This window comes from Streptomyces sp. NPDC029151 (genome assembly GCF_055564315.1).
Genome location: NZ_JBVHWQ010000006.1, coordinates 186,978 through 208,970 on the forward strand (window position 1 = coordinate 186,978; position 21,993 = coordinate 208,970).

Annotated in this window: 18 protein-coding genes and 1 tRNA gene; 4 read left to right on the plus strand and 15 right to left on the minus strand. The window is 72.0% G+C overall.

What is annotated here, in order from left to right; all coding sequences use genetic code 11:
- Positions 1 to 58: 58 nt before the first annotated feature.
- Together ACZ4VF_RS23140 and ACZ4VF_RS23145 are read right to left on the minus strand one after the other, a co-directional pair.
- The gene (locus tag ACZ4VF_RS23140; RefSeq protein WP_467928205.1) at positions 59 to 2,272 is read right to left on the minus strand and encodes an MMPL family transporter; all 2,214 of its coding nucleotides are present in this window, start codon (positions 2,270 to 2,272) and stop codon (positions 59 to 61) included.
- A 103-nt stretch (positions 2,273 to 2,375) separates the two neighbouring features.
- Positions 2,376 to 2,978, minus strand: a complete 603-nt coding sequence (locus tag ACZ4VF_RS23145; RefSeq protein ID WP_467928206.1) for a TetR/AcrR family transcriptional regulator — start codon at positions 2,976 to 2,978, stop codon at positions 2,376 to 2,378.
- A 156-nt stretch (positions 2,979 to 3,134) separates the two neighbouring features.
- Between ACZ4VF_RS23145 and ACZ4VF_RS23150 the strand changes: the two genes are divergently transcribed.
- Entirely contained in the window at positions 3,135 to 6,515 is a 3,381-nt protein-coding gene (locus ACZ4VF_RS23150; protein WP_467928208.1) for a S41 family peptidase, read from the plus strand.
- A 56-nt stretch (positions 6,516 to 6,571) separates the two neighbouring features.
- Here the strand turns inward: ACZ4VF_RS23150 and ACZ4VF_RS23155 are convergent, their stop codons facing one another.
- The 4 genes from ACZ4VF_RS23155 to ACZ4VF_RS23170 all read right to left on the minus strand — a co-directional run bounded on the left by ACZ4VF_RS23155 (position 6,572) and on the right by ACZ4VF_RS23170 (position 10,261).
- Positions 6,572 to 6,784: a hypothetical protein gene (locus tag ACZ4VF_RS23155; RefSeq protein WP_467928209.1), complete on the minus strand. Its 213-nt coding sequence runs from the start codon at positions 6,782 to 6,784 to the stop codon at positions 6,572 to 6,574.
- Between the two features lie 89 nt (positions 6,785 to 6,873).
- Positions 6,874 to 7,758 (minus strand): SDR family oxidoreductase, encoded by an 885-nt coding sequence (locus ACZ4VF_RS23160; protein WP_467928211.1) that lies wholly within the window; start codon positions 7,756 to 7,758, stop codon positions 6,874 to 6,876.
- A complete protein-coding gene (locus ACZ4VF_RS23165) occupies positions 7,755 to 8,756 on the minus strand; it encodes an alpha/beta fold hydrolase (protein WP_467928212.1) in 1,002 nt (333 codons plus the stop codon). Before ACZ4VF_RS23165 ends, ACZ4VF_RS23160 begins: the two co-directional genes overlap by 4 nt.
- Entirely contained in the window at positions 8,753 to 10,261 is a 1,509-nt protein-coding gene (locus ACZ4VF_RS23170) for a flavin-containing monooxygenase (protein ID WP_467928213.1), read from the minus strand. Before ACZ4VF_RS23170 ends, ACZ4VF_RS23165 begins: the two co-directional genes overlap by 4 nt.
- A 177-nt stretch (positions 10,262 to 10,438) precedes the next feature.
- Between ACZ4VF_RS23170 and ACZ4VF_RS23175 the strand changes: the two genes are divergently transcribed.
- The gene (locus tag ACZ4VF_RS23175) at positions 10,439 to 11,059 is read left to right on the plus strand and encodes a MerR family transcriptional regulator (RefSeq protein WP_467928628.1); all 621 of its coding nucleotides are present in this window, start codon (positions 10,439 to 10,441) and stop codon (positions 11,057 to 11,059) included.
- Between the two features lie 29 nt (positions 11,060 to 11,088).
- On the opposite strand, the gene ACZ4VF_RS23180 is transcribed toward ACZ4VF_RS23175, so the two are convergent.
- Positions 11,089 to 11,892 carry an exodeoxyribonuclease III gene (locus tag ACZ4VF_RS23180; protein WP_467928214.1) on the minus strand — a complete coding sequence of 268 codons (804 nt, stop codon included), beginning with the start codon at positions 11,890 to 11,892 and terminating at the stop codon, positions 11,089 to 11,091.
- An 80-nt stretch (positions 11,893 to 11,972) separates the two neighbouring features.
- Between ACZ4VF_RS23180 and ACZ4VF_RS23185 the strand changes: the two genes are divergently transcribed.
- Entirely contained in the window at positions 11,973 to 12,449 is a 477-nt protein-coding gene (locus ACZ4VF_RS23185) for a GNAT family N-acetyltransferase (RefSeq protein ID WP_467928216.1), read from the plus strand.
- Positions 12,450 to 12,611: 162 nt separating this feature from the next.
- Here the strand turns inward: ACZ4VF_RS23185 and ACZ4VF_RS23190 are convergent.
- The 7 genes from ACZ4VF_RS23190 to galU all read right to left on the minus strand — a co-directional run bounded on the left by ACZ4VF_RS23190 (position 12,612) and on the right by galU (position 18,147).
- A tRNA-Ala gene (locus ACZ4VF_RS23190) sits at positions 12,612 to 12,685 on the minus strand.
- Between the two features lie 92 nt (positions 12,686 to 12,777).
- The gene (gene sepX, locus ACZ4VF_RS23195; protein ID WP_467928217.1) at positions 12,778 to 14,004 is read right to left on the minus strand and encodes a divisome protein SepX/GlpR; all 1,227 of its coding nucleotides are present in this window, start codon (positions 14,002 to 14,004) and stop codon (positions 12,778 to 12,780) included.
- A gap of 176 nt (positions 14,005 to 14,180) precedes the next feature.
- A complete protein-coding gene (locus ACZ4VF_RS23200; RefSeq protein ID WP_467928218.1) occupies positions 14,181 to 14,795 on the minus strand; it encodes a GNAT family N-acetyltransferase in 615 nt (204 codons plus the stop codon).
- Between the two features lie 20 nt (positions 14,796 to 14,815).
- Positions 14,816 to 15,355, minus strand: a complete 540-nt coding sequence (locus ACZ4VF_RS23205; protein WP_467928219.1) for a MogA/MoaB family molybdenum cofactor biosynthesis protein — start codon at positions 15,353 to 15,355, stop codon at positions 14,816 to 14,818.
- On the minus strand, positions 15,352 to 15,831 hold the full coding sequence (moaC, locus tag ACZ4VF_RS23210) for a cyclic pyranopterin monophosphate synthase MoaC (protein ID WP_467928221.1): 480 nt from the start codon (positions 15,829 to 15,831) through the stop codon (positions 15,352 to 15,354). Before moaC ends, ACZ4VF_RS23205 begins: the two co-directional genes overlap by 4 nt.
- Before the next feature lie 85 nt (positions 15,832 to 15,916).
- Positions 15,917 to 17,239, minus strand: a complete 1,323-nt coding sequence (glp, locus tag ACZ4VF_RS23215) for a molybdotransferase-like divisome protein Glp (RefSeq protein WP_467928222.1) — start codon at positions 17,237 to 17,239, stop codon at positions 15,917 to 15,919.
- A complete protein-coding gene (galU, locus tag ACZ4VF_RS23220) occupies positions 17,236 to 18,147 on the minus strand; it encodes a UTP--glucose-1-phosphate uridylyltransferase GalU (protein ID WP_467928223.1) in 912 nt (303 codons plus the stop codon). The genes glp and galU overlap by 4 nt, the downstream gene beginning before the upstream one ends.
- A 61-nt stretch (positions 18,148 to 18,208) precedes the next feature.
- Between galU and ACZ4VF_RS23225 the strand changes: the two genes are divergently transcribed.
- A complete protein-coding gene (locus ACZ4VF_RS23225) occupies positions 18,209 to 18,865 on the plus strand; it encodes a 5-formyltetrahydrofolate cyclo-ligase (RefSeq protein ID WP_467928224.1) in 657 nt (218 codons plus the stop codon).
- A 77-nt stretch (positions 18,866 to 18,942) separates the two neighbouring features.
- Here ACZ4VF_RS23225 and ACZ4VF_RS23230 read toward each other — a convergent pair whose 3' ends face one another.
- Entirely contained in the window at positions 18,943 to 21,831 is a 2,889-nt protein-coding gene (locus ACZ4VF_RS23230; protein WP_467928226.1) for a penicillin acylase family protein, read from the minus strand.
- Between the last annotated feature and the right edge of the window lie 162 nt (positions 21,832 to 21,993).

Genomic DNA, 21,993 nt, shown 5'->3' on the forward strand with positions numbered 1-21,993 from the left:
TGCGGCCCCGTCCCCACGGGCACCCCCACCGGCCGCTCCTCGCAGGAGGCCTGGTGCGTCAGGCGCGTACCAGCTCCCGTTCGCCCTCCCTGCCGTCCGCCGGGGTCCCCGTGCGCAGGCCCTCGCCCTCCACGTCCACGTTGGGCAGGGCGCGGTCGAGCCACTTCGGCAGCCACCAGGCGCGCCCGCCCAGCAGGGCGAGGACCGCCGGCACGATGGCCATGCGGACGATGAACGCGTCGAAGAAGACGGCGATCGCGAGGCCGAAGCCGATCATCTTGACCATCGACTCGCTGGAGCCGATGAAGCCGGAGAAGACGGCCATCATGATGACGGCGGCGGCGGTGACGACACGGGCGCCGTGCCGGAAGCCGGTCACCACGGCCTGGCCGGGCTTCTCGCCGTGGACGTACGCCTCCCGCATGCGGGTCACGAGGAACACCTCGTAGTCCATCGCGAGGCCGAAGACGACGCCCACCATGAAGATCGGCATCATCGACATGACCGGTCCGGTCTCCTCGACGTTCATCAGGCCGGACAGCCAGCCCCACTGGAAGACCGCGACCACGGCGCCGAGGGCCGCCATCACGCTGAGCAGGAAGCCGAGGGCCGCCTTCAGCGGGACCAGGATCGAGCGGAAGACCACGATCAGGAGCAGGAACGCCAGGCCCACCACCAGTGCCAGGTACGGCAGCAGCGCGTCGTTCAGCTTCTGCGAGACGTCGATGTTCATCGCCGTGGAGCCGGTGACCAGGACGGTGGAGTCGGTCTCCCGGGTGATGTCCGCACCCTTGTCGCGGATGGCGTGCACCAGGTCCTCGGTGGTGGCCGAGGACGGCTTGGAGTTCGGCACCACGGTGATCGTCGCGGTGTCGCCGGCCTTGTTGGGCGCGGCCGGGGTGACCGTGACGACGTCCCTCAGGCCCTTGATCTCCTCGCCGACCTTGTGGAAGGCCGCCTTGGGGTCGTCGCTGCCCTTGGCGTCGACCACGACCATCAGCGGGCCGTTGAAGCCGGGGCCGAAGCCCTCGGAGAGCAGGTCGTAGGCGCGGCGCTGGGTGGTGGAGGTGGGCTGGGAGCCGTCGTCGGGCAGGCCCAGCTCCAGGGAGGCGGCCGGTACCGCCGCCGCGCCGAGGCCGAGCACGCCGAGCAGGAGGACGGCGACCGGGCGGCGGACGACGAAGCCGGCCCAGCGGGTGCCCATGTTGGGACGGCCGGGGTTCTTCGGCGCACGGCCGCCGCCGAGCAGCTTGCTCTTCTCGCCGGCCGGCTTGATCCTGCGGCCGGCGTAGCCGAGCAGCGCCGGGATCATGGTGAGGGCGATGAGGACGGCGACGGCGACCGTGCCCGCCGCCGCGACGCCCATCTTCGTCAGCATCGGGATGTTGACGACGGACAGGCCGACCAGGGCGATGACGACGGTCAGGCCGGCGAAGACGACCGCCGAGCCCGCCGTGCCGACGGCCCGTCCGGCCGCGTCCTCGCGCTCACGGCCCTCGGCCAGTTCGGCGCGGTAGCGGGAGACGATGAAGAGGGCGTAGTCGATGCCGACGGCGAGGCCGATCATCGAGGCGAGGGTGGAGGTGGTGGAGCCCAGGTCCAGGGCGCTGGCGAGCGCGGTGATCGTGGAGACGCCGATGCCGACCCCGATGATGGCGGTGAGCAGCGGGAATCCGGCCGCGAGCAGCGAGCCGAAGGTGATGACCAGGACGACGGCGGCGACCGCGATGCCGATGACCTCGCTGGAGCCGGTCTCGGGGGTCGCGCTCAGCGCGTCACCGCCGATCTCGACGGTGAGGCCCGCGTCCCGCGCGTCCTTCGCCGCCTCCCTCAGGGCGTCCTTGGAGGAGTCCTCCAGCTCCATGCCGGAGACCTTGTACTTCACCGAGGCGTAGGCGATGGTGCCGTTCCTGCTGACGGCGTGCCCGGTGTAGGGGTCGGCGACGGAGGCGACCTCGGAGCCGCTCGCCAGCTCCTTGACGGTCTTGCGCACGGCCGCCTTGTTGGCGGCGTCGGTCATCTTCTCGCCCTCAGGGGCCTTGAAGACGACCCGGGCGGTGGCGCCGTCGGCGCTCATCCCGGGGAAGCGCTGTTCCAGCAGGTCGAAGGCTTTCTGAGCCTCGGTACCGGGGATGGAGAAGGACGTGTTGCCGGCGGCCGGCGCGGAGGCGGCGCCCACCCCGGCGAGGGTGAGCAGCGCGACCCATATGAGGGCGACGAAGTGCCGTCGCCGGAAGGCGAGGCGGCCGAGTTTGTAGAGGAACGTGGCCACGGAGGCGTACTCCCGGTCAGGTCGTTGGGTTCAGCTGGGCAGGGGTGATCAGCCCGACGACGTGAGCGGTGACGTCAGGTGGTGGGCTTGCTGGGGAAGGGGTTCAGCTCGTGGGAACGCCGAGGGCGGGGAGGACCACGGCGTCGATGTACGAAAGTAGGAAGGCCTGGGTCGGCGGCTGTTCGTCGATCATGGTGCGGGCGGCGAACGCGCCGACCATCATGTGCATCACGAACCCGATCGCCGGGTTGTCCGCACGGATCTCGCCCCGGTCGACCGCCCGTTGCAGCACGCGGTGGAAGTCGGCCATCTCGGGTTCGATGAGGTGTTCCCGGAACGCCTTGAGCAGATCCGGGTTGCCGTGCACCGCCATGGCCAGGCCCCGCATGAGCGCGGAACTCTGCTCCATCTCGCAGTCGTCCGCACGCATCGTGAGTGCGTGCAGGTCGCCCTTGAGGGAGCCGGTGTCGACGTCGCCGACCCGGCCCGGCTTGTTGTGCCGCACGGCCTTGGCGACCAGTTCGGCCTTGCCGCCCCACTGGCGGTAGAGCGTGGCCTTGCTGGACCGGGTGCGGGTGGCCACGGCGTCCATGGTGAGGGCGTCGTAGCCGACCTCCCGGAGCAGGTCGAGCACGGCCTCGTACAGCTCGGCCTCGCGCTCGGGTGTGATCCGGCTGCGACGTGTCGCCGCCACGGCTTCCGTCATGCCCCTCACCTTCCCGCTCCGTCGGTCTCCATCTCCGTACAGGGAGAAGATACCCCGGGTGCCAAGCGAAACGAAACAGTTTCGTACGTGTGTTGGGTCACGAAGGTGAAGGCCCCATAAGTTGCTGGCGCCGGTGCAGCGGAAAAGCATGGGGAGGTGAGCTATCTGCGCCTTCCCCACCTCAGCGGCGACCTGCTCTGCTTCGTCGCCGAGGACGACCTCTGGCTGGCCCCCCTCGACGCCCCGGGCCGCGCCTGGCGGCTCACCGCGGACCGTACGAAGGCCGGCCACCCGCGCTTCTGCCCCGACGGCCGCCGGATCGCCTACACGAACTGGGGCAGCCTCGTCCCCGAGATCCACCTCGTCGACGTCGACGGCGGACCCGGCCGGCAGCTGACGTACTGGGGCAGCGCCGACACCCAGGTGTGCGGCTGGACCCCGGACGGGGAGATCCTCGCCGTGGCCTCCCACGGCCAGCCCTTCTCGCACTTCACCTGGGCCTACAAGGTGCCCGCCGACGGTGACCCGGGCGGCCGGCTGCCCTGGGGCCCGGTCGCCGACATCCAGGTCGCCGACGTCGACGGCGTCCACAAGACCCTGCTGCTCACCGGTACCCCGCCGCACGAACCGGCCTCCTGGAAGCGGTACCGCGGCGGCGCCATGGGCCGGCTGTGGCTGCACGGGCAGCGGCTGCTGCCGGACCTCGACGGCCATCTCGCCTCCCCCCTGTTCGTCGCCGGCCGGATCGCCTTCCTCTCCGACCACGAGGGCGTCGGCAACCTCTACTCCTGCGCGCAGGACGGCTCCGACCTGCGCCGCCACACCGACCACGACGCCTTCTACGCCCGGCACGCCTCCAGCGACGGCGAGCGGGTGGTCTACCAGTGCGCGGGCGACCTGTGGCTGGTGGACGACCTCTCCCCGGACGGCGTACCGCGCAGGCTCGACATCCGGCTCGGCGGGCCGCGCACCGGCCGCCGCCGCTACCAGGTGCCGGCCGCGCAGAACGTCGACGGCATCTCCGTGGACGAGACCGGACGGGCCAGCGCGGTCGTCGTCCGCGGCAGCCTGTACTGGCTCACCCACCGCGACGGCCCGGCCCGCACGATCACCGAGACGCCCGGTGTCCGGGTGCGGCTGCCGGAGATGCTGGGCTCCACCGGGCAGATCGCCTACGTCACCGACGCCGAGGGCGAGGACGCCGTCGAGATCGTCCACCTGCCCCGCGCCACCGGCGGCCGCGCCCCCCGCCGGCCGGCCTCCGGCTCCCTGGGCCGCGTCCTGGAGCTGGTCTCCGACCCCGGCGGCGAGCGCCTGGCCGTGGCCTCGCACGACGGCAGACTGCTGCTGATCGACGTGCCGGAGGAGGAGACGGAGGGCGAGACGGACACGGAGGGCGAGACGGACACGGAGGGCGAGGCGGGGACGGAGACCGGAGCGGGACCGGAGGAGCAGACGCGGGAGCGGCGGGGCGGGACCGAGGAGAGCGGTGCCGCCGCCACCGCCGGGGCGCACGGGACCGTCACCGAGCTGATCAGGTCCGCCAACGGCCCGGTCCGCGACCTCGCCTTCTCCCCCGACGGCTCCTGGATCACCTGGTCGCACCCCGGCATCGGCCGTTCCCTGCGCCAGATCAAGCTGGCCCGCATCAAGGACGGGCTGATCGTGGACGTGACCAACGGCCGCTTCGAGGACGAGAACCCGGTCTTCACCCGCGACGGCCGCTACCTCGCCTTCCTCTCCTGGCGCGGCTTCGACCCGGTCTACGACGTGCACACCGGCGACCTGTCCTTCCCGCTCGGCTGCCGCCCCTACCTGGTCCCGCTCTCCTCCGCGACCCCCTCCCCCTTCGCCCTCAACCCCGAGGGACGGCCGGCCGCCGGCGGACTCGACCCGCTGGAGGACGAGGAGACCGGCGAGGCCGGGACGGTGACGGTCGAGGTGGAGGGACTGGCGAACCGGGTCACACCGTTCCCGGTGATCGCCTCCAAGTACTCCGGGCTGTACCCCGTCGCGGGCGGCGGCCTGGTCTGGCTGCGCTGGCCGATCTCCGGCGCGCTCGGCGAGACCTTCGTCAACCCGGCCGACACCAGCGGCCGCCCCACCCTGGAGTACTTCAACATCACCAAGGCGAAGAAGTCCGAACTGGTCGACCACCTGGACTGGTTCACGGTGAGCGGCGACGGCACCCGGCTGGTCGTGGTGGACGAGGGCGATCTGCGGGCGGTGCCGTCGACCGAGACCGGCGACGCCGACTCGACCGTCTGGATCGACGTACGCCGCATCCTGCACGAGGCCGACCCGCCCGCCGAGTGGCGCCAGGCGTACGACGAGGCGGGGCGGCTGATCCGCGCCTACTTCTGGGAGCCGGGCATGTGCGGCATCGACTGGGACGCGGTGCTCGGCCAGTACCGTCCGCTGGTCGAACGGGTCGCCTCCCCGGACGAGTTCGCCGACCTGCTGCGCGAGGTCCTCGGCGAACTGGGCACCTCCCACGCCTACGTCACCGCCGCCCGCCGCAACGAGGGCCCGGCCCGCTACCAGCGCTGGCAGGGCCTGCTCGGTGCCAACTTCGTCCGCCGCGACGGCCGCTGGACGGTCAAGCGGATCCTGCTCGGCGACTCCTCCGACTCCAGGGCCCGCTCCCCGCTGGCCGGCACGGGCATCCGCGAGGGCGCCGTCCTCACCCATGTCGACGGCCGCCCGGTCGACCCGGTGGCGGGCCCGTACCCGCTGCTGGCCGGCTCCGGCGGTACGACGGTGGAGCTGACGTTCCTCACGGGCGAGGGCGACACCGGGCACGCGCGGCGGGTGGCCGTCGTCCCGCTCATCGACGAACGCCCGCTGCGCTACCAGGACTGGGTGGCCAAACGCAGGGCCGTGGTCCGGGAGTTGAGCGACGGCCGCTGCGGCTATCTGCACATCCCCGACATGGGCGGCTCCGGCTGGGCCCAGTTCAACCGCGACCTGCGGATGGAGGTGTCCCGGCCCGCGCTCATCGTGGACGTGCGCGGCAACGCGGGCGGGCACATCAGCGAGCTCGTCATCGAGAAGCTGACCCGGACGATCGTGGGCTGGGACCTGACCCGGGACGCGCAGCCGGTGTCGTACACCTCCAACGCCCCGCGCGGCCCGGTGGTGGCACTGGCCGACGAGGCGACCTCGTCCGACGGCGACATGATCACCGCCGCCTTCAAGCTGCTGAAGCTCGGTCCGGTCGTCGGCCAGCGCACCTGGGGCGGAGTCGTCGGCATGACCGGCCGGCACCGGCTCGGCGACGGCACCGTCATCACCGTCCCGATGAACGCGGCCTGGTTCGACGCCTACGGCTGGTCCGTGGAGAACCACGGCGTCGCCCCCGACCTGGAGATCGTGCGCACCCCCCTCGACTGGGCCGAGGGCCGCCAAGCCCAGCTGGCCGACGCGGTGGAACTGGCGCTGAGCCTGCTGGAGAGCAACCCGGCGGCGGTCCCCCCGGACTACAGCGCCGTGCCGAACCGCTCCCGCCCGAAGCTTCCGCCGCGGACCGGAGCCTGACGCACCGTGGGGTGCCCTTCCGGGAAGGGCACCCCACAGCGACCGAAGCTCGGCGACTAGGACTCGTAGTCCTGGCCGATCCGGTCCTCGACCTGCTGCTCCGTGTCCTCGATGTCACGGAAGTTCTGGCCGCCGCGCTGCGGCTGCTGGCCCTGCCGGCCGCCCTGCTGACCGCGCTGGCCGGCCTTCTCCCGGGCCTGGCCCATCTTGTCCTTGGCCTGGTCCTTGGCCTGACGCGACTTGTCCTGGAACTGGTCCTTCATACCCATGTGGGTTCACTCCCGTGGTGGGTGGGGGTTCAGGCCCCTCTGTGGGGCCTCGACCAGATTCACACGACCGAACACGCCCTGCATGTCGATCAGTTACGGTGCGTAGCGCGAGCGGCCTCGTCCGCGGCCCCACCTGCGCCGACGAGCCCCGAGCGCATCCCCTGCAGGCGGGGCGCGAACCGCTTCATCTCGCGCTGCCCGACCGTCCCGATGAGCGCCGGCAGGTACCCGCGCACGCCCTGCATGCCGCGCAGCCACCACTGCCCGTACACATGCGCCGAGCGCCGCTCGATCCCGGCGACGAGCCGGTCCACCGCGGGCCCCAGCGGGTACGTCTTGTTCGACGGCCACGGCAGCCGCTGCCGCAGCTCCCGCATGACCTCGTCCTGGTCGGCCCCGCGCACCATGTCGGTGTCGGTCCAGGACAGGTACCCGACGCCGACGCGCACGCCCTGGTAGCCGACCTCGGCGCGCAGACTGTGCGCGTACGCCTCCACGCCCGACTTCGACGCGCAGTACGCCGTCATCATCGGAGCCGGGGTGATCGCGGCGAGCGAGGCGATCTGCAGCAGATAGCCGCGGCTCTCGACCAGCACCGGCAGGAACGCGCGCGCGGTCACCGCCGAGCCGATCAGGTTCACCTCGATCACCCGGCGCCAGGCCTGCGGATCGGAGTCGGCGAAGGGCCCGCCGGTCGCCACTCCGGCGTTGGCGACGACGATGTCGACCTTCCCGAACCGCGCCTTCACCTCCTGCGCGACCCGGCTCATCGTCTCGTGGTCGGTGACATCGGCGTACCAGTGGGCGCTGTCGCTGTGCAGCCGCCCGGAGACCTCCTTGAGGGCCTCCTCCTCCAGCCCGACCAGCGCGACCTTCGCCCCGCGCGCGGACAGTTTGCGCGCCAGCAGCTCACCGACGCCACGGGCCGCTCCGGTGACGACCGCGACCTGCCCTTCGAGGCCGACCCTGCTCATGCGCTCTCCTTGGTCTGCGGGGGTGTCTGCGGGGGAATCCCGGCGGAAGTCCCCGCGGCGATCTCCGCGGGGTCGGAACCGTGCTCGGGGGCGGCCCCCGAGACGTACGTGCCGACAAGTTCCCTGATCCGGCCGGTCACCAGCTCGGGCGCCTCGACCGGGGTCATGTGGCCGATGCCGGGCAGCTCGGTGACGCCGACGCAGTGCGGCAGCGCGGCCGCCAGCGCACGGGCGTGCACCGGGGGCGTGAGCCGGTCGTCCGTGCCCTGGACCACCGCGGTCGGTGGCCGCAACCGCCGTACGCCGTCGTCGAGATCGAGCCCGGCGAGGACGACGGACCAGGCGTGACGCGCGGCGCGCGGACAGGCGTGCACGATCCGCGCGCACGCCTCCACCCGGTCCGGGGCGGAACCGGCGCCCATGGTGGCGTACTTCAGGACGCGCATCGCGAGCGGGGTGACCGGGCCGAGGGGGGCGCGGGAGCCGAGGACGCGCCCGGTGATCCAGGTGCGCACCCGCCCGGCGCGCAAGGGCACCACGCGCGCCTCGGCGACCAGGCGCGAACTGCCCGTGCTGCACAGCAGGACGGCGGCGGCGTGCTCACGGAAGCGGGGACGGCCGGCCGCGGCCATGACCGTCATGCCGCCCATGGAGTGGCCGACGACGAGCGCCTTCTCCCCGGGCGCGAGGGCCGCCGCGAGGACCGCTTCGAGATCGTCCGCCAGTGCCTCGGTGGTGCACGCGGGGCTCGCGGGGCTGCGCCCGTGCCCCCTCTGGTCGTAGGCGATCACTCGGTGGTCTGCGGCCAGTTCCCGTATCTGCGCCGCCCAGAACGCCGTCGAACAGGTCCAGCCGTGGGAGAGGACGACGGGGGGCGCGTTCTCGGGGCCGTGCACCTCGACGTGCAGCCGGGCGCCGTCGGCGGAGACGGCGGTGAGGGTGCGGGCCGGGACGGGCGGGGCGTAGGGGCCGCTCGTGACGGAGGCGGTGCGGCTCATGCGACGGCCTCGCTCTTCCGCCCGGAGACCGCGGCGGGCTCGCGGATCACCTCGTACTCGGCGAGGTCCACCCGCCGGGTCGCCCGCCGGAACTCGGTGGTCGTACCGGGCCAGATGGTGGTGTTGCGGCCGCTCGCGTCCAGGTACCAGCTGGTGCAGCCGCCGGTGTTCCACACCGTCCGCTTCATCCGTTCCTGGACCCGGTGGTTCCAGTCCTCGACGGCCGCGGGCCGGGCATCGAGGGCCGCACGGCCTCCGAGGACGTCCAGTTGCCGCAGGTAGTCCGCCATGTAGTTCAGCTGGGACTCGATCATGAGGATCATCGAGGAGTTCCCGAGGCCGGTGTTGGGGCCGATGATCGTCATCCAGTTCGGGAACCCGGCCGCCGAGGCGCCGCGCAGCGCCTGCATGCCGTTCTTCCAGGACTCGGCGAGCGTGATGCCCTCCGCGCCGACCACCCGCTCGGCGATGGGCATGTCCGTGACGTGGAAGCCCGTGCCGAAGATGATCGCGTCGACCTCGGCCTCGGTGCCGTCGGCGGCGACGGCCGTCGAGCCGCGGATCTCGCTCAGCCCGCCGGCCACGACGTCCACGTTGGGCTCGGCCAGCGCCGGGTAGTACGTGCTGGACAACAGGATCCGCTTGCAGCCGATGCGGTAGTCCGGGGTGAGCTTGGCGCGCAGGGCCGGGTCCTTGACGGCCCGGGCCATGTTCCGCTTGGCGAGCTGCTCCACCAGGCCGAGTTCGTCCGGGCGCTTGGTGAAGGCCTGCACCTGCAGCTCCCGGATGCCCCACAGCAGGCCGCGGCGGGCCTGGGCGGTGACGGGCAGCCGCCGGTGCAGCCACCGCTCGGCGCCGCTGATCGCCCGGTCGACGCGGGGCATCACCCACGGCGGGGTGCGCTGGAAGAGGGTGAGCCGGCCGACCCGCGGCTGGATGGCGGGCACGATCTGGATCGCGGAGGCGCCGGTGCCCACCATGGCGACCCGCTTGCCGCGCAGGTCGTAGTCGTGGTCCCAGCGGGCGGAGTGGAAGACCTTGCCGGGGAAGGAGTCCAGGCCCGGGATCTCGGGGATCTTCGGGTCGGACAGCGGCCCGGTGGCGGAGACCACGACGTCGGCGGTCAGGGTGCCCCGGGTGGTCTCGATGTTCCACCGCAGCGTGTCGTTGTCCCAGGTCATGAGCTTGACCTCGGAGCCGAGACGGAGGTGGGGGCGCAGTCCGAAGAGATCGGTGACGTGCTCCAGGTAGGCGCGGATGTGGCGCTGCCCGGAGAAGGTGCGCGGCCAGTCGGGGTTGGGCGCGAAGGAGAAGGAGTAGAGGTGCGAGGGCACGTCGCAGGCGCACCCGGGGTAGCTGTTGTCCCGCCAGGTGCCGCCGACGCTGTCGGCGCGCTCCAGGACGACGAAGTCGGTGATCCCCTCGCGGCGCAGCCGGACGGCGGCCCCCAGACCGCCGAACCCGGACCCGATCACCGCCACCCGTACATGCTCGTGCTCGGCCATCCCGAAGCCTCCACGCATCACCTAGAACTCTGCCAGTGATTACTGGCGCAATGGGACTGTAGAGCAGTCGCGTACCGAGCGGTAGGGGGCGGAAGAAGGAAAGTTACCCGTGGTACGCCATAGGCTGCGGGAGTGGCAGAGGACGCAGAACACCCCGGACCCAGGCGTGAGTACCGCATGGAGGAGCTGGCCCGGCTGGCCGGCATCACCGTGCGCACCCTGCGCTTCTACCGCGAACGCAAGCTGATACCGCCGCCCCGCCGCGAGGGCCGTATCGCCTGGTACGACGAGCACCACCTGGCCCGGCTGCGCACCATCGCCACCCTGCTGGAGCGCGGCCACACCCTGAACGGCATCGCGGAACTCGCGGACGCCCTCGACCAGGGCCGCGACGTCGCCGACCTGCTCGGCGTCGGCGCCCCCACCGAGGAGGAGCCGGTCCGCCTCACCCCCGAGGAACTCGCCGCCCGCTTCGAGGGCGAGGTCACCCCGGAGAACCTCGCCGCCGCCATGGAGCTGGGCTACCTCGGCACCGACGGCGACACGATCGTCCACATCAGCCGGCGCCTGCTGGACGTCTCCTCCGCGCTGGTCCGCGAGGGCATCCCGCTCGCCGAGGTACTGAAGGCCGGCGCCCGCGTCCGCGAACACGCCGACGCCCTGGCCGAGCTCTTCGCCGACCTCGTCCTGCGCCACGCCCCCGAGGAGGACCTGCAGCGCCTGCGTCCGCTGGCCCGCAGCGTCGTGGAGGCGGAACTCTCCCTGGCCCTGGACCGCCGGCTGAACAAGCCCGGCTGAGGGCGCGCGGCCGTGGACGGCAGCTGGGTCTAAAGGTCGTAGACGACGGTGACCGGCGCGTGGTCCGACCAGCGCTCGGCGTGCGTGGCGGCGCGCTCCACCAGACCCTTGACCGCCTTGCCGGCGAGCCCGGGCGTGGCGACGTGGAGGTCGATGCGCCAACCTGAATCGTTGTCGAAAGCCCGCCCCCGGTACGACCACCAGGTGTACGGCCCCTCGGTCTCCGGGTGCAGGGCGCGGACCACGTCGACGTACCCGCCCTCGGCGGGCGCGAACACCCGGCCGAGCCACTCCCGCTCCTCCGGCAGGAAGCCGGAGTTCTTGGTGTTGCCGCGCCAGTTCTTCAGGTCGGCCTGCTGGTGGGCGATGTTCCAGTCGCCGCAGACGAGGACCTCGCGCCCGTCGGCGGCGGCCCGCTCGCGCAGCTCCTTCAGGTGGGCGAGGAACTCGCCCATGAAGCGGATCTTCTCGTCCTGCCGTTCGGTGCCGACCTCGCCGGAGGGGAGGTAGAGGGAGGCGACGGTGACGCCGGGCAGGTCGGCCTCGACGTAGCGGCCGCCGCCGTCGAACTCCGACGAGCCGAAGCCGACGCGGACCCGGTCGGGCTCGCGGCGCGTGTAGAGGGAGACGCCCGCGCGGCCCTTGGCGGCGGCCGGGGCGTGCACCACGTGCCAGCCGTCGGGCTGCCGGACCTCGTCGGGCAGCTGGTGCGGCTCGGCGCGCACCTCCTGCAGGCAGACCACGTCCGCCTCGGTCCCGGCGAGCCACTCCACGAAGCCCTTCTTCGCGGCGGCCCGCAGTCCGTTCACGTTCACCGAGGTCACAGTCAGCACCAGGGCACGATACCGGCACACTGGTCGTGGTCCGCAAAATCACGGACCCCCGCCGATTGCATAGAAGTACGATGCCCAGTATGAATATTCGCCGTGTTCGCTTCGACCACCCCGACGCAGTGAAGCTCAACGACGAGGTCCAGGCCGAGTACCACCTGCGCTACGGCGACGGGGGTGACGCCACGGCCCTGGACGCCGCGGACTTCGACCCGCCCCGGGGCGTGTACCTGATCGCGTACGACGCGTACGACCGCCCCGTGGCCACCGGTGGCTGGCGCAGCCAGGACCGCAACGAGGAGGGCAACGAGGACGGCGACGCCGAGCTGAAGCGGATGTTCGTCGTCGAGGAGATGCGCGGCCGGGGCCTGGCCCGCCGGATCCTCGCGGCCCTGGAGGAGGACGCCCGCATGGCCGGCCGCGTCCGCATGGTCCTGGAGACCGGCACCAAGCAGCCGGAGGCCGTGGCCCTGTACACCTCCAGCGGCTACGAGCCGTGCGCCAAGTTCGGCTACTACCGCCACCACAAGGAGAGCCTCTGCTACGCCAAGCGGCTCTGAGCGGACGCGGACCGTCGGCGGAGCCGACGGGGGCGTCGGTCTCTTCTGGCGTCGGCCGCGCACGGCGGCCGGCGGCCCGAGGAGGGCGGTCTCCCGGATCCGTCCCGGAAACGACGAAGATCCCGACCGGTCGTGATGACCGACGGGATCTTCGTCGTGCAGTGGACCTGAGGGGATTTGAACCCCTGGCCCCCTCGATGCGAACGAGGTGCGCTACCGGACTGCGCCACAGGCCCTTGCAACGAGTGAAACTCTAGCATCCCGATCCGGGTGCTTGGAAATCCGCTCCCTGACTGGTCAGGGCGTCGATTGCCGGTGGTGACCCGGGTCACTCGTTGGCGGCCCGTGGACGGTCGTCGTCGTCGAACTGGTCGAAGAGGGGGGTGCGTCCGCGTTCCCGTGACCGGCGGGCGGAGGCGGCGCGGCGGGCGTCGCCGTGGCCGCCCGCGGGCTTCTCCCCGGTCGCGGGCGCCGCCGTCCCGGTCTCGGCCTGCGGCGCCTCCTCGTGCTCCGGGGCGACCGCGCTGGAGCGTGCCGAGCTCCAGGTGTCGGGCGCGCCGAGATCGACGTCGGAGGTGGCGCGCGGGGCGACCGGCGCGGTGACGTACGTCGGCAGGGGCACCGGGACCGGGTCCCAGCTGTCCCCGTGGCCGGGCCGGCGCTGCCGCTCGCGCTGCTGGTCGACCCACTCGGCGTGATCGGTCTGCTCGACGAGGGCGCGCCGGTCGGCGGCGAGCGCGGACAGGCCGGTGTCCGTGCCGGTGTCCGGGGCCTCCTCCGCCGGGTCGGCGCCGGGGCCCGCGTCGAGCGGCGCGCGGCGGTGGGGCTGGCGCTCGCGCAGCCGCTGGGCCGCGGCCTCGGCGTGCCGGCGGTCCATCTGGTAGGCGAAGCGGCGGCGCTCCTGCGTCCGCAGGTGGGCGATGTACCCGCTCAGCAGGAGTGCGGGCACGGCGGGCGCCCAGAGGAAGGCGAGTCCGCCGACGGCGGCCACGATCGCGCCGAGGGTGAAGGCGAGGAAGAGCATCACGGTGGTGCGCCGGCGCCGGGCGAGCACCTTCGAACGCCGGGCGCGCGCTGCGGCCGTCTGCGCCGCGGAGGCCTGCGCCGCGGAGGCCTGGGCCGCGGAGGCCTGGGCCGCGGATGCTTGCGCCGGGGACGCGTGCTTCTGCGCCGGCACGGGCGCGGGGGTGTGCCTGGGCACCGGCTCGGGGGCGGGGTCGCGCGCCGGGTCGGCGGTGTCGGCCGCCACGGGCTCGGCTTCCGGCACCGCCTGACGGCGGGTCGGAGGCACGGCGAAGGCCCGGACGTCCACCGCGTCGGTGACGGCGTCCGGATCGACGGCGTCCGGCTCCCCCTCCTGGGCGGAGCGCGCCTTCAGGTCCCTGGCGTACCGGCGCTCCATACCCGCCCGTCCGGACAGCAGCCGGATGGCGGTGCTGAAGCGTTCCGTCGGACGGGCCTCGTTCAGCTCGTCCTGCCTACGGAGCCACATCGGCACCAAGTAGGCGGCCCAGGCCCCGACAATGACTGCGTAGATGAGGCCGCTGCTGCTCACGCTCACACGGTAGAGGGGTTTGCGCGAGGCCATCCGCCAATTGGGCCGGTGTGTCGCACGATCCGGCTGATATTTCCAGCATTTTTTGCGACCGATGCGATCACGGGGCCGCCGGAGGAGCGAATTTCAGTGACCGAGACGGTCAACAGCCGATCAATTTCGAACACATTTTCAATTTACGGACTCTCGGTGCGCTGGCCGCCGTGAGAGCGTGCCCGCTTCCACCGCGCGAGCAAACCGTCGGGCACCTCTTCCGCGGTGAGCGCGAAGACCAGATGGTCCCGCCAGGCGCCGTCGATGTGCAGATAACGCGGCCGGAGCCCCTCCTCGCGGAATCCGAGTTTCTCCACCACCCGCCGGCTCGGCCGGTTCTCGGGACGAATGCAGACCTCGATCCGGTGCAGACCGACGGTGCGGAAACAGTGGTCCACCGCGAGCGCGACCGCCGTCGGCATCACCCCGCGGCCGGCCACCGCCTCGTCCACCCAGTAGCCCACGTGCCCCGAGCACATCGACCCCCAGGTGATCCCGGCGACCGTCAACTGCCCGACCAGCGCGCCCTCGTACTCGATGACGAACGGCAGCATCCGGCCCGCCCCGGCCTCCGAGCGCAGGTGCCGGACCATCTGGCGGTAGGTCGGCCGGTGCGCGATGGGCCCGCTCGGTGTGGGCGGCGGGATCGTCGCCTCCCAGGGGCGCAGCCACTCGCGGTTGCGCCGGTTCACCTCGCGCCAGGCCCGCTGGTCACGCAGCTTTATCGGCCGGAGGACGACATCGCCGTCCGCCAGCACGACGGGCCAGGAAGGGCTGTTCAGCTCGCACCCCCACCACTGCCGGGTCTGGGGTGGTCACCGCCGCGGATCTGGTCGACGGCGTGGACCAGCAGGGGCGCCAGTACGGCGAGCCCGTCGCGCACGCCACCGGTCGAGCCGGGCAGGTTGACGATCAGCGTCCGCCCGGCGACCCCGGCCAGGCCCCGGGACAGCACGGCGGTCGGCACCTTGTCCCGGCCGTACGCGCGAACGGCCTCCGCGATGCCCGGCACCTCGTACTCGATCACCGCGCGGGTCGCCTCCGGGGTGCGGTCGGTGGGCGAGACGCCGGTGCCGCCGGTGGTGACGACGACGTCGTACCCGGCCGCCACGGCCGCCCGCAGCGCCGCTTCCACCGGATCCCCGTCGGGCACCACCTGCGGCCCCTCCACGGCGAACCCGAGGTCCTCGAGGCCCTTCACGACGAGCGGGCCGCCCTTGTCCTCGTAGACACCGGCGGCCGCCCGGTTCGAGGCGGTGACGACCAGCGCGGCGTACGGCGCCGGCCGGGCGCCCCTCACGCCGTCGCCGGACGTCATGCCCGGCTCCAGTCGCCCGACTTGCCGCCCGTCTTCTCCTCCACCCGTACGTCCGTGATGACCGCTCCCTTGTCGACCGCCTTGACCATGTCGATCACGGTGAGCGCGGCGACCGTCACCGCGGTGAGGGCCTCCATCTCGACGCCCGTGCGGTCCGCCGTCTTCACGGTAGCCCGGATCTCCACGGCGTCGTCCGCGACCGACAGGTCCAGTGTCACACCGGACACCGACAACGGGTGGCACAGCGGGATCAGGTCCGGGGTGCGCTTGGCCCCCATGATCCCGGCGATGCGCGCGGTGGCCAGGGCGTCACCCTTGGGCACCCCCTCGCCGCGCAGCAGCTCGACCACGCGGGGGGACACGAGGACCCGGCCGCTGGCACGGGCGGTGCGCGCGGTCACGTCCTTTCCGGATACGTCGACCATGCGGGCCGCGCCCGCGTCGTCGATGTGGGTCAGTCGGTCCTGCGACGTCATGGTGTGCTGCGCTCCCGGTCCGGGCCCGTCGCAGTGCGGTGCGCGGGCCTGCTGTCCGCGACACCGTACCGCCAACCAGGAGGGCTCAGCCGAGCAGGACCACCTCGACCTCGGTGCCGGACTCGGCGGACTCCACGTCCTCGGGCAGGACGATCAGCGCGTCGGCGTGCGCCAGCGCCGCGATCAGGTGGGAGCCGGAGCCGCCCACGGGAGTCACCTCGCCGTCGGCGTACGCGCCGCGCAGGAACTGCCGGCGGCCCTGGGGCGAGCGCAGCGCCCGGTCCGTCCTCAGGGTGGCCCGGGCGCGGGGCCGGTGGACGTCCTCCAGGCCCATCAGGGTGCGGATGGCGGGGCGGACGAACAGCTCGAAGGAGACGTACGACGACACCGGGTTGCCGGGCAGCGCCAGCAGCGGGGTGTGGTCGGGGCCGATGGAGCCGAAGCCCTGCGGCTTGCCGGGCTGCATGGCGAGCTTGCGGAACTCCACACCGCTGCCCGGCTCCTCCGCGAGCCCCGCGTACGACAGCGCCTCCTTGACGACGTCGTACGCCCCGACGCTGACCCCGCCCGTGGTCACCAGCAGGTCCGCGCGGATGAGCTGGTCCTCGATGGTGGAGCGGAGGGTCTCGGCGTCGTCGGCGACGGCGCCCACCCGGTAGGCGATGGCGCCCGCGTCCCGCGCGGCGGCGGTCAGGGCGAAGCTGTTGGAGTCGTAGATCTGGCCCGCGGCCAGCCGTTCGCCGGGCTGGACCAGTTCGCTGCCCGTGGACAGCACGACCACGCGCGGGCGCGGACGCACCCGGACCGTGCCGCGGCCGATCGCGGCGAGCAGCGCGATCTGCGGCGGGCCGAGGACCGTGCCGGCCGCCAGGGCGAGGTCTCCCGCCTTCACGTCGCTGCCCTTGGCCCGCACGTGCGCGCGTGCCTCGGCGGGCCGGTACACGTGCACCTGCCCCTCGGCGCCCTCCGGGGCCAGGCTGCGCGCCCGCATGCCGCTCACCGGGCCCTCGCCGAGCCCGCCGTCGGTCCACTCGACGGGGACGACGGCCTCGGCGCCGGGCGGCAGCGGCGCGCCCGTCATGATGCGCGCGGCCTGTCCGGGGCCGACCCGGACCAGGTCGGCCGCGCCGGCCGCGACGTCCCCGACGACCTCCAGGGCGGCGGGGAACTCCTCGCCGGCGCCCGCCACGTCCGCGACCCGTACCGCGTACCCGTCCATGGAGCTGTTGTCGAACGGGGGCAGGGACACCGGCACCGTGACGTCCTCGACCAGGACGCAGCCCTGGGCGTCGAGCAGTTGCAGCTCGATGGGTTCGAGGGGGCGGACGGTCGAGAGGATGTCCTCCAGGTGCTCGTCCACCGACCACAGGTCGTCCGGGCCGGCGGGGCGGGTCGCGGCGCTGCTCAAGACTGCTGCATCTCCTCGGCTACGTAACTGCGGAGCCAGGTCCGGAAGTCCGGGCCCAGGTCCTCACGTTCGCACGCGAGTCTGACAATGGCACGCAGGTAGTCGCCGCGGTCCCCGGTGTCGTAGCGGCGGCCCTGGAAGACGACGCCGTGCACCGGACCGCCGACCTTCTCGTCCTGCGCGAGCTGCTGGAGGGCGTCGGTGAGCTGGATCTCGCCGCCGCGGCCCGGCTCGGTCTTGCGCAGTATGTCGAAGATGTGCGGGTCGAGGACGTACCGGCCGATGATCGCGTAGCTCGACGGGGCGTCCGCCGGGTCGGGCTTCTCGACCAGTCCGGTGACCTTCACGACATCGCCGTCGGCGGTGGCCTCCACGGCCGCGCAGCCGTAGAGGTGGATCTGCTCGGGCGCGACCTCCATGAGGGCGACCACACTGCCGCCGTGCCGCTCCTGGACGTCGATCATGCGCCGCAGCAGGGGGTCGCGCGGGTCGATCAGGTCGTCACCGAGGAGGACGGCGAAGGGCTCGTGGCCGACGTGCGGGGCGGCGCACAGGACGGCGTGGCCGAGGCCCCTGGGGTCGCCCTGGCGCACGTAGTGCATGGTGGCCAGGTCGCTGGATTCCTGCACCTTGGCGAGCCGCTCGGCGTCGCCCTTCTTCTCCAGCGCCGATTCCAGCTCGTAGTTGCGGTCGAAGTGGTCCTCCAGGGGGCGCTTGTTGCGCCCGGTGACCATGAGGACGTCGTCGAGCCCCGCCGACACGGCCTCCTCGACCACGTACTGGATCGCCGGCTTGTCCACGACCGGCAGCATCTCCTTGGGAGTGGCTTTGGTGGCCGGCAGGAACCGGGTGCCGAGGCCTGCTGCGGGGATGACAGCCTTGCTGATCCTGGGGTGGGACTGAGTCATGCCCGCCACCCTATCCGGTGCCTTTGTTGGGAATCTGTGGCTCCGGTTGCTTGACCCTCATATGACCTGCATTAAGAAGGGCGCGCGACGAGCAGTGGAAAACGACGACGGACCTACGGCCGAGCCTGACAAGCGCGTGTTGCGGCGGGACTTCCTTGCGGTGAGGAACAGGTTGACGACGGATGACGTGCGGGAAGCGGGCCGTGCCCTGGCGGAGCGCGCCCTGGAGCTGCCCGAGCTGGTGCGCGGTCGCACGGTGGCGGCGTACGTCTCCGTGGGGAGCGAGCCGGGCACGCTCGCGTTGCTCGACGCGCTGCGCGCGCGGGGCGTGCGCGTCCTGCTCCCCGCGCTCCTGCCCGACAACGACCTCGACTGGGGCGAGTACACCGGTCCCGACTCCCTCGCGCGCGTCCAACACGGCGGAAGAATGGCGCTTTTCGAGCCCTCCGGAACACGGCTCGGCCCGGACGCCGTGACGGCCGCGGACGTCGTCCTGCTGCCCGGGCTCGCGGTGGACGCGCGCGGGATGCGGCTGGGGCGTGGCGGAGGGTCGTACGACCGCGTGCTCGCCCGGCTGGAGCGGGCGGGGGCCCACCCCCGGCTGGTGGTGCTGCTGTACGACACGGAGGTCGTCGCGCGCGTCCCGGCTGAGGCGCACGACAAGCCGGTGCACGCGGTGGTGACCCCGTCGGGGGTGCGCCGCTTCCCGAGCCCCTGACCCGAGCCGCGAAGCACAACGGCCCTCCACGCGCGCGCGTGGAGGGCCGTTGTGCGGTGTGCCGCCTCAGGGGGCGGTCACGGTTTGAGGACGAGGGTGTCGCTCGTGCTCCGGTCCACCGCCTTGCCCGAGAACGACCAGGGCAGCAGCTCGCCCTGGGCCCACTTGCCCGTCTGGTCCGTGTAGTGCGCGTTGAACGCGTGCCCGGAGGCGCCGCTCAGGTTGATCCACTTGGACTTGTCGAGTTCGGCGAGGTTGACCACCATCCGCATGGACGGCACCCAGACCACGTTGTAGCCGCCGGCGGCGTTCCAGCCGGACGCGTTCACCGTGGACTCGCCGCCGCTGAGCTTCCAGGGGCCGCGGTTCAGCAGGTACTGCAGGACCTTGGGGCCCTCGGTGCCGAGCGTCTGGTTCTTCAGGAACAGCCGGTGCAGGCGGCCCCAGCTCCAGGTGTCGATGTCCTTGCCGAGCTTGGCGGTCAGCTCCCAGCGGGCGTCGATCATCGCCCGGCGGAAGAGCTCGTCGCGGTTGTCGGCGCCGGGGCGGGTGCCCGCCTTGGGCGTCTTCCACCAGTCGCTGTCCGGCTTGTCCATCAGGGTGCGCACGACCTCGAACCAGCGGTCGCCGCCGTCCGGCTGCGCCTGGTCGGCGTCGCGCTGACCGCACTCGCGCACCTTGGTGTCGTCGTCCACCGGGCCGGTGCTGTCGATCTTGTCGACCCACAGGCACTGGCCCTTGACGCGGACCTCCTTGGGGAGCTTGTTGCCGAAGCCGAGCTTGAGGATGTTGCGCCAGACGGCGTTGAAGTACGCCGCCGCCGCCGAGTCGGCCTCCTGGGTGTAGTCCCAGCCCTCCAGCAGCTTCTGCGCCTGGCGGACGTCCGGGTCGTCCAGGTTGATCTTCAGCAGCCTGGGCACCAGCAGCTTGGCGATCTCGCTGCTGTTGTCCAGCTGCATCTGGCGCATGTCGTCGGTGGAGATCCTGCCGCCGTCCTTGATCTTGGACTCGATCAGGTCGGAGATGCGCTGGCTGCGGGTGCCGTAACCCCAGTCGGTGGTGAGGGTGTACGGGTACTTCTCCGGGTCGACCACGGCCTGGTTGGCGGTGACGATGTAGCCGCGCTTCGGGTCGTACTCGTAGGGCAGCTCGTCCTGCTTGATGAAGCCCGTCCAGCGGTACTTCGAGTCCCAGCCCGGTGCCGGGATGGCGCCGGTGTCCTTGGCCGAGCGGGTGGGGATCCTGCCGGGCAGCGTGTAGCCGATGTGGTTGTCCGTGCTGGCGAAGACCAGGTTCTGCGAGGGCACGTCGAACAGGGCCGCCGCCGCGCGGAAGTCGTTCCAGTCCCCGGCCCTGTCGAGGGCGAACACGGCGTCCATCGTCGTGCCCGGGTCGAGCGCGGTCCACCGGAGGGCGATGCCGTAACCGTCGCCCCGGTCGGGCGCGGCGGTGTTCACCGAGGCCTTCCTGCCGACCTGGACGAGTTCGTCGTCACGGTCGGACAGCAGCGGCATCCCGTCCTGGGTCTGGCGGACGACGATCGTCTTCGCCTTGCCGCCGGCGACCTCGATGGTCTCCTCGCGGGTCTTGAACGGGCGGACCTTGCCGTCGTAGAGGTAGCCGTTCGCGCTGACCTTCTCCAGGTAGAGGTCGGTGACGTCGACACCGGAGTTGGTCAGGCCCCAGGCGATCTTCGCGTTGTGTCCGATGATCACACCGGGCATGCCGGCGAACGTGTAGCCCGTGACGTCGTACCGGCACTTGCTGGAGACGGTCCGGCAGTGCAGGCCCATCTGGTACCAGACGGACGGCAGGGACGCCGACAGGTGCGGGTCGTTGGCGAGCAGCGGCTTGCCCTTGACGGTGTACTTCCCGGCGACCACCCACGAGTTGGAGCCGATGCCCTGGCCGTTCACGCCGACGGCCGTCGGCAGGTCGTCCAGGACGTTGTAGAGGCCGCCCAGCTGGCTCGTGAGGCCCGAACCGGTCCCGGTCGCGCCCGCGGTGCCGCCGGTGCCCGTGGCGCCCCCGGAGGAGCCCGTGGTGCCGGTGGTCCCGGTGGTGCCCGTCGTTCCGGTGGTGCCGGTCGTGCCCGTCGTGCCCTGGGAGCCGGTGGTGCCGCCCGTCGTGCCCTGGGAGGGACCGGTGGCCCCGCTCTGCCGGAAGGCACTGGTCAGCTCGTCGTACTGGCCTTCCTGGACGATCGGCTTGTTACGGCTGTACGGGTACGCCGGGTACAGGTCCTGGATCTGCTGTGGGCCGAGGCGGCTGGTCATCAGGGCGCGGTCGATCTCGTCCTGCATGTTGCCGCGCAGGTCCCACGCCATCGCCTTCAGCCACGACACGGAGTCGACCGGGGTCCACTTCCGCGGCTGGTAGTCGTTGGTGAGGCCCAGGGCCGCGTACTCCAGCGAGATGTCCTTGCCGCTCTTGCCCTGGAGGTAGGCGTTGACCCCCTTGGCGTAGGCCTGGAGGTACTTCTTCGTGGCGGCCGACAGCTTGGTGTCGTACTCCTGCTGGGCCACCCGGTCCCAGCCGAGGGTGCGCAGGAACGCGTCGTTGTCGACCTGGCTCTTGCCGAACATCTCCGACAGGCGCCCGGAGGTCATGTGCCGGCGCACGTCCATCTCGTAGAACCGGTCCTGCGCCTGGACGAAGCCCTGCGCCATGAACAGGTCCTCGTCCGAGGAGGCGTAGATCTGCGGGATGCCGTAGCCGTCCCGCTTGACGTCGACCGGTCCGGACAGGCCGTCGATCCTGATCGTTCCCGTGGTCTGCGGGAAGGAGGCGCGGACCGTGCTGATCGACCAGTACGCCCCGAAGGCGACGCCGCCGATGATGGCCAGAACCAGCACAAGCACGATCAGTCGGGCTTTGCGCACCTTCTTCCTGCCGGACTTGCCGGGCGTGGCACTCGCACCCGTGGTGGCGGTGTCACCCGTTGTGGCGGTGGTGTTGGGGGGCATCGCTGTCCTTGCTGTCCTAACGCGAGCGGCAGGTCGGGCTGTGACTTTGAATGAGCGCTGGAGCAACCATAGGCGCAGGGCCCTGTCCCGCTTGACGCGGAGTCGGGAACCAGCGCGCACGAGCGTTCGATCTTGCCTCGCGAACGTCAAGAAAGCGTCAAG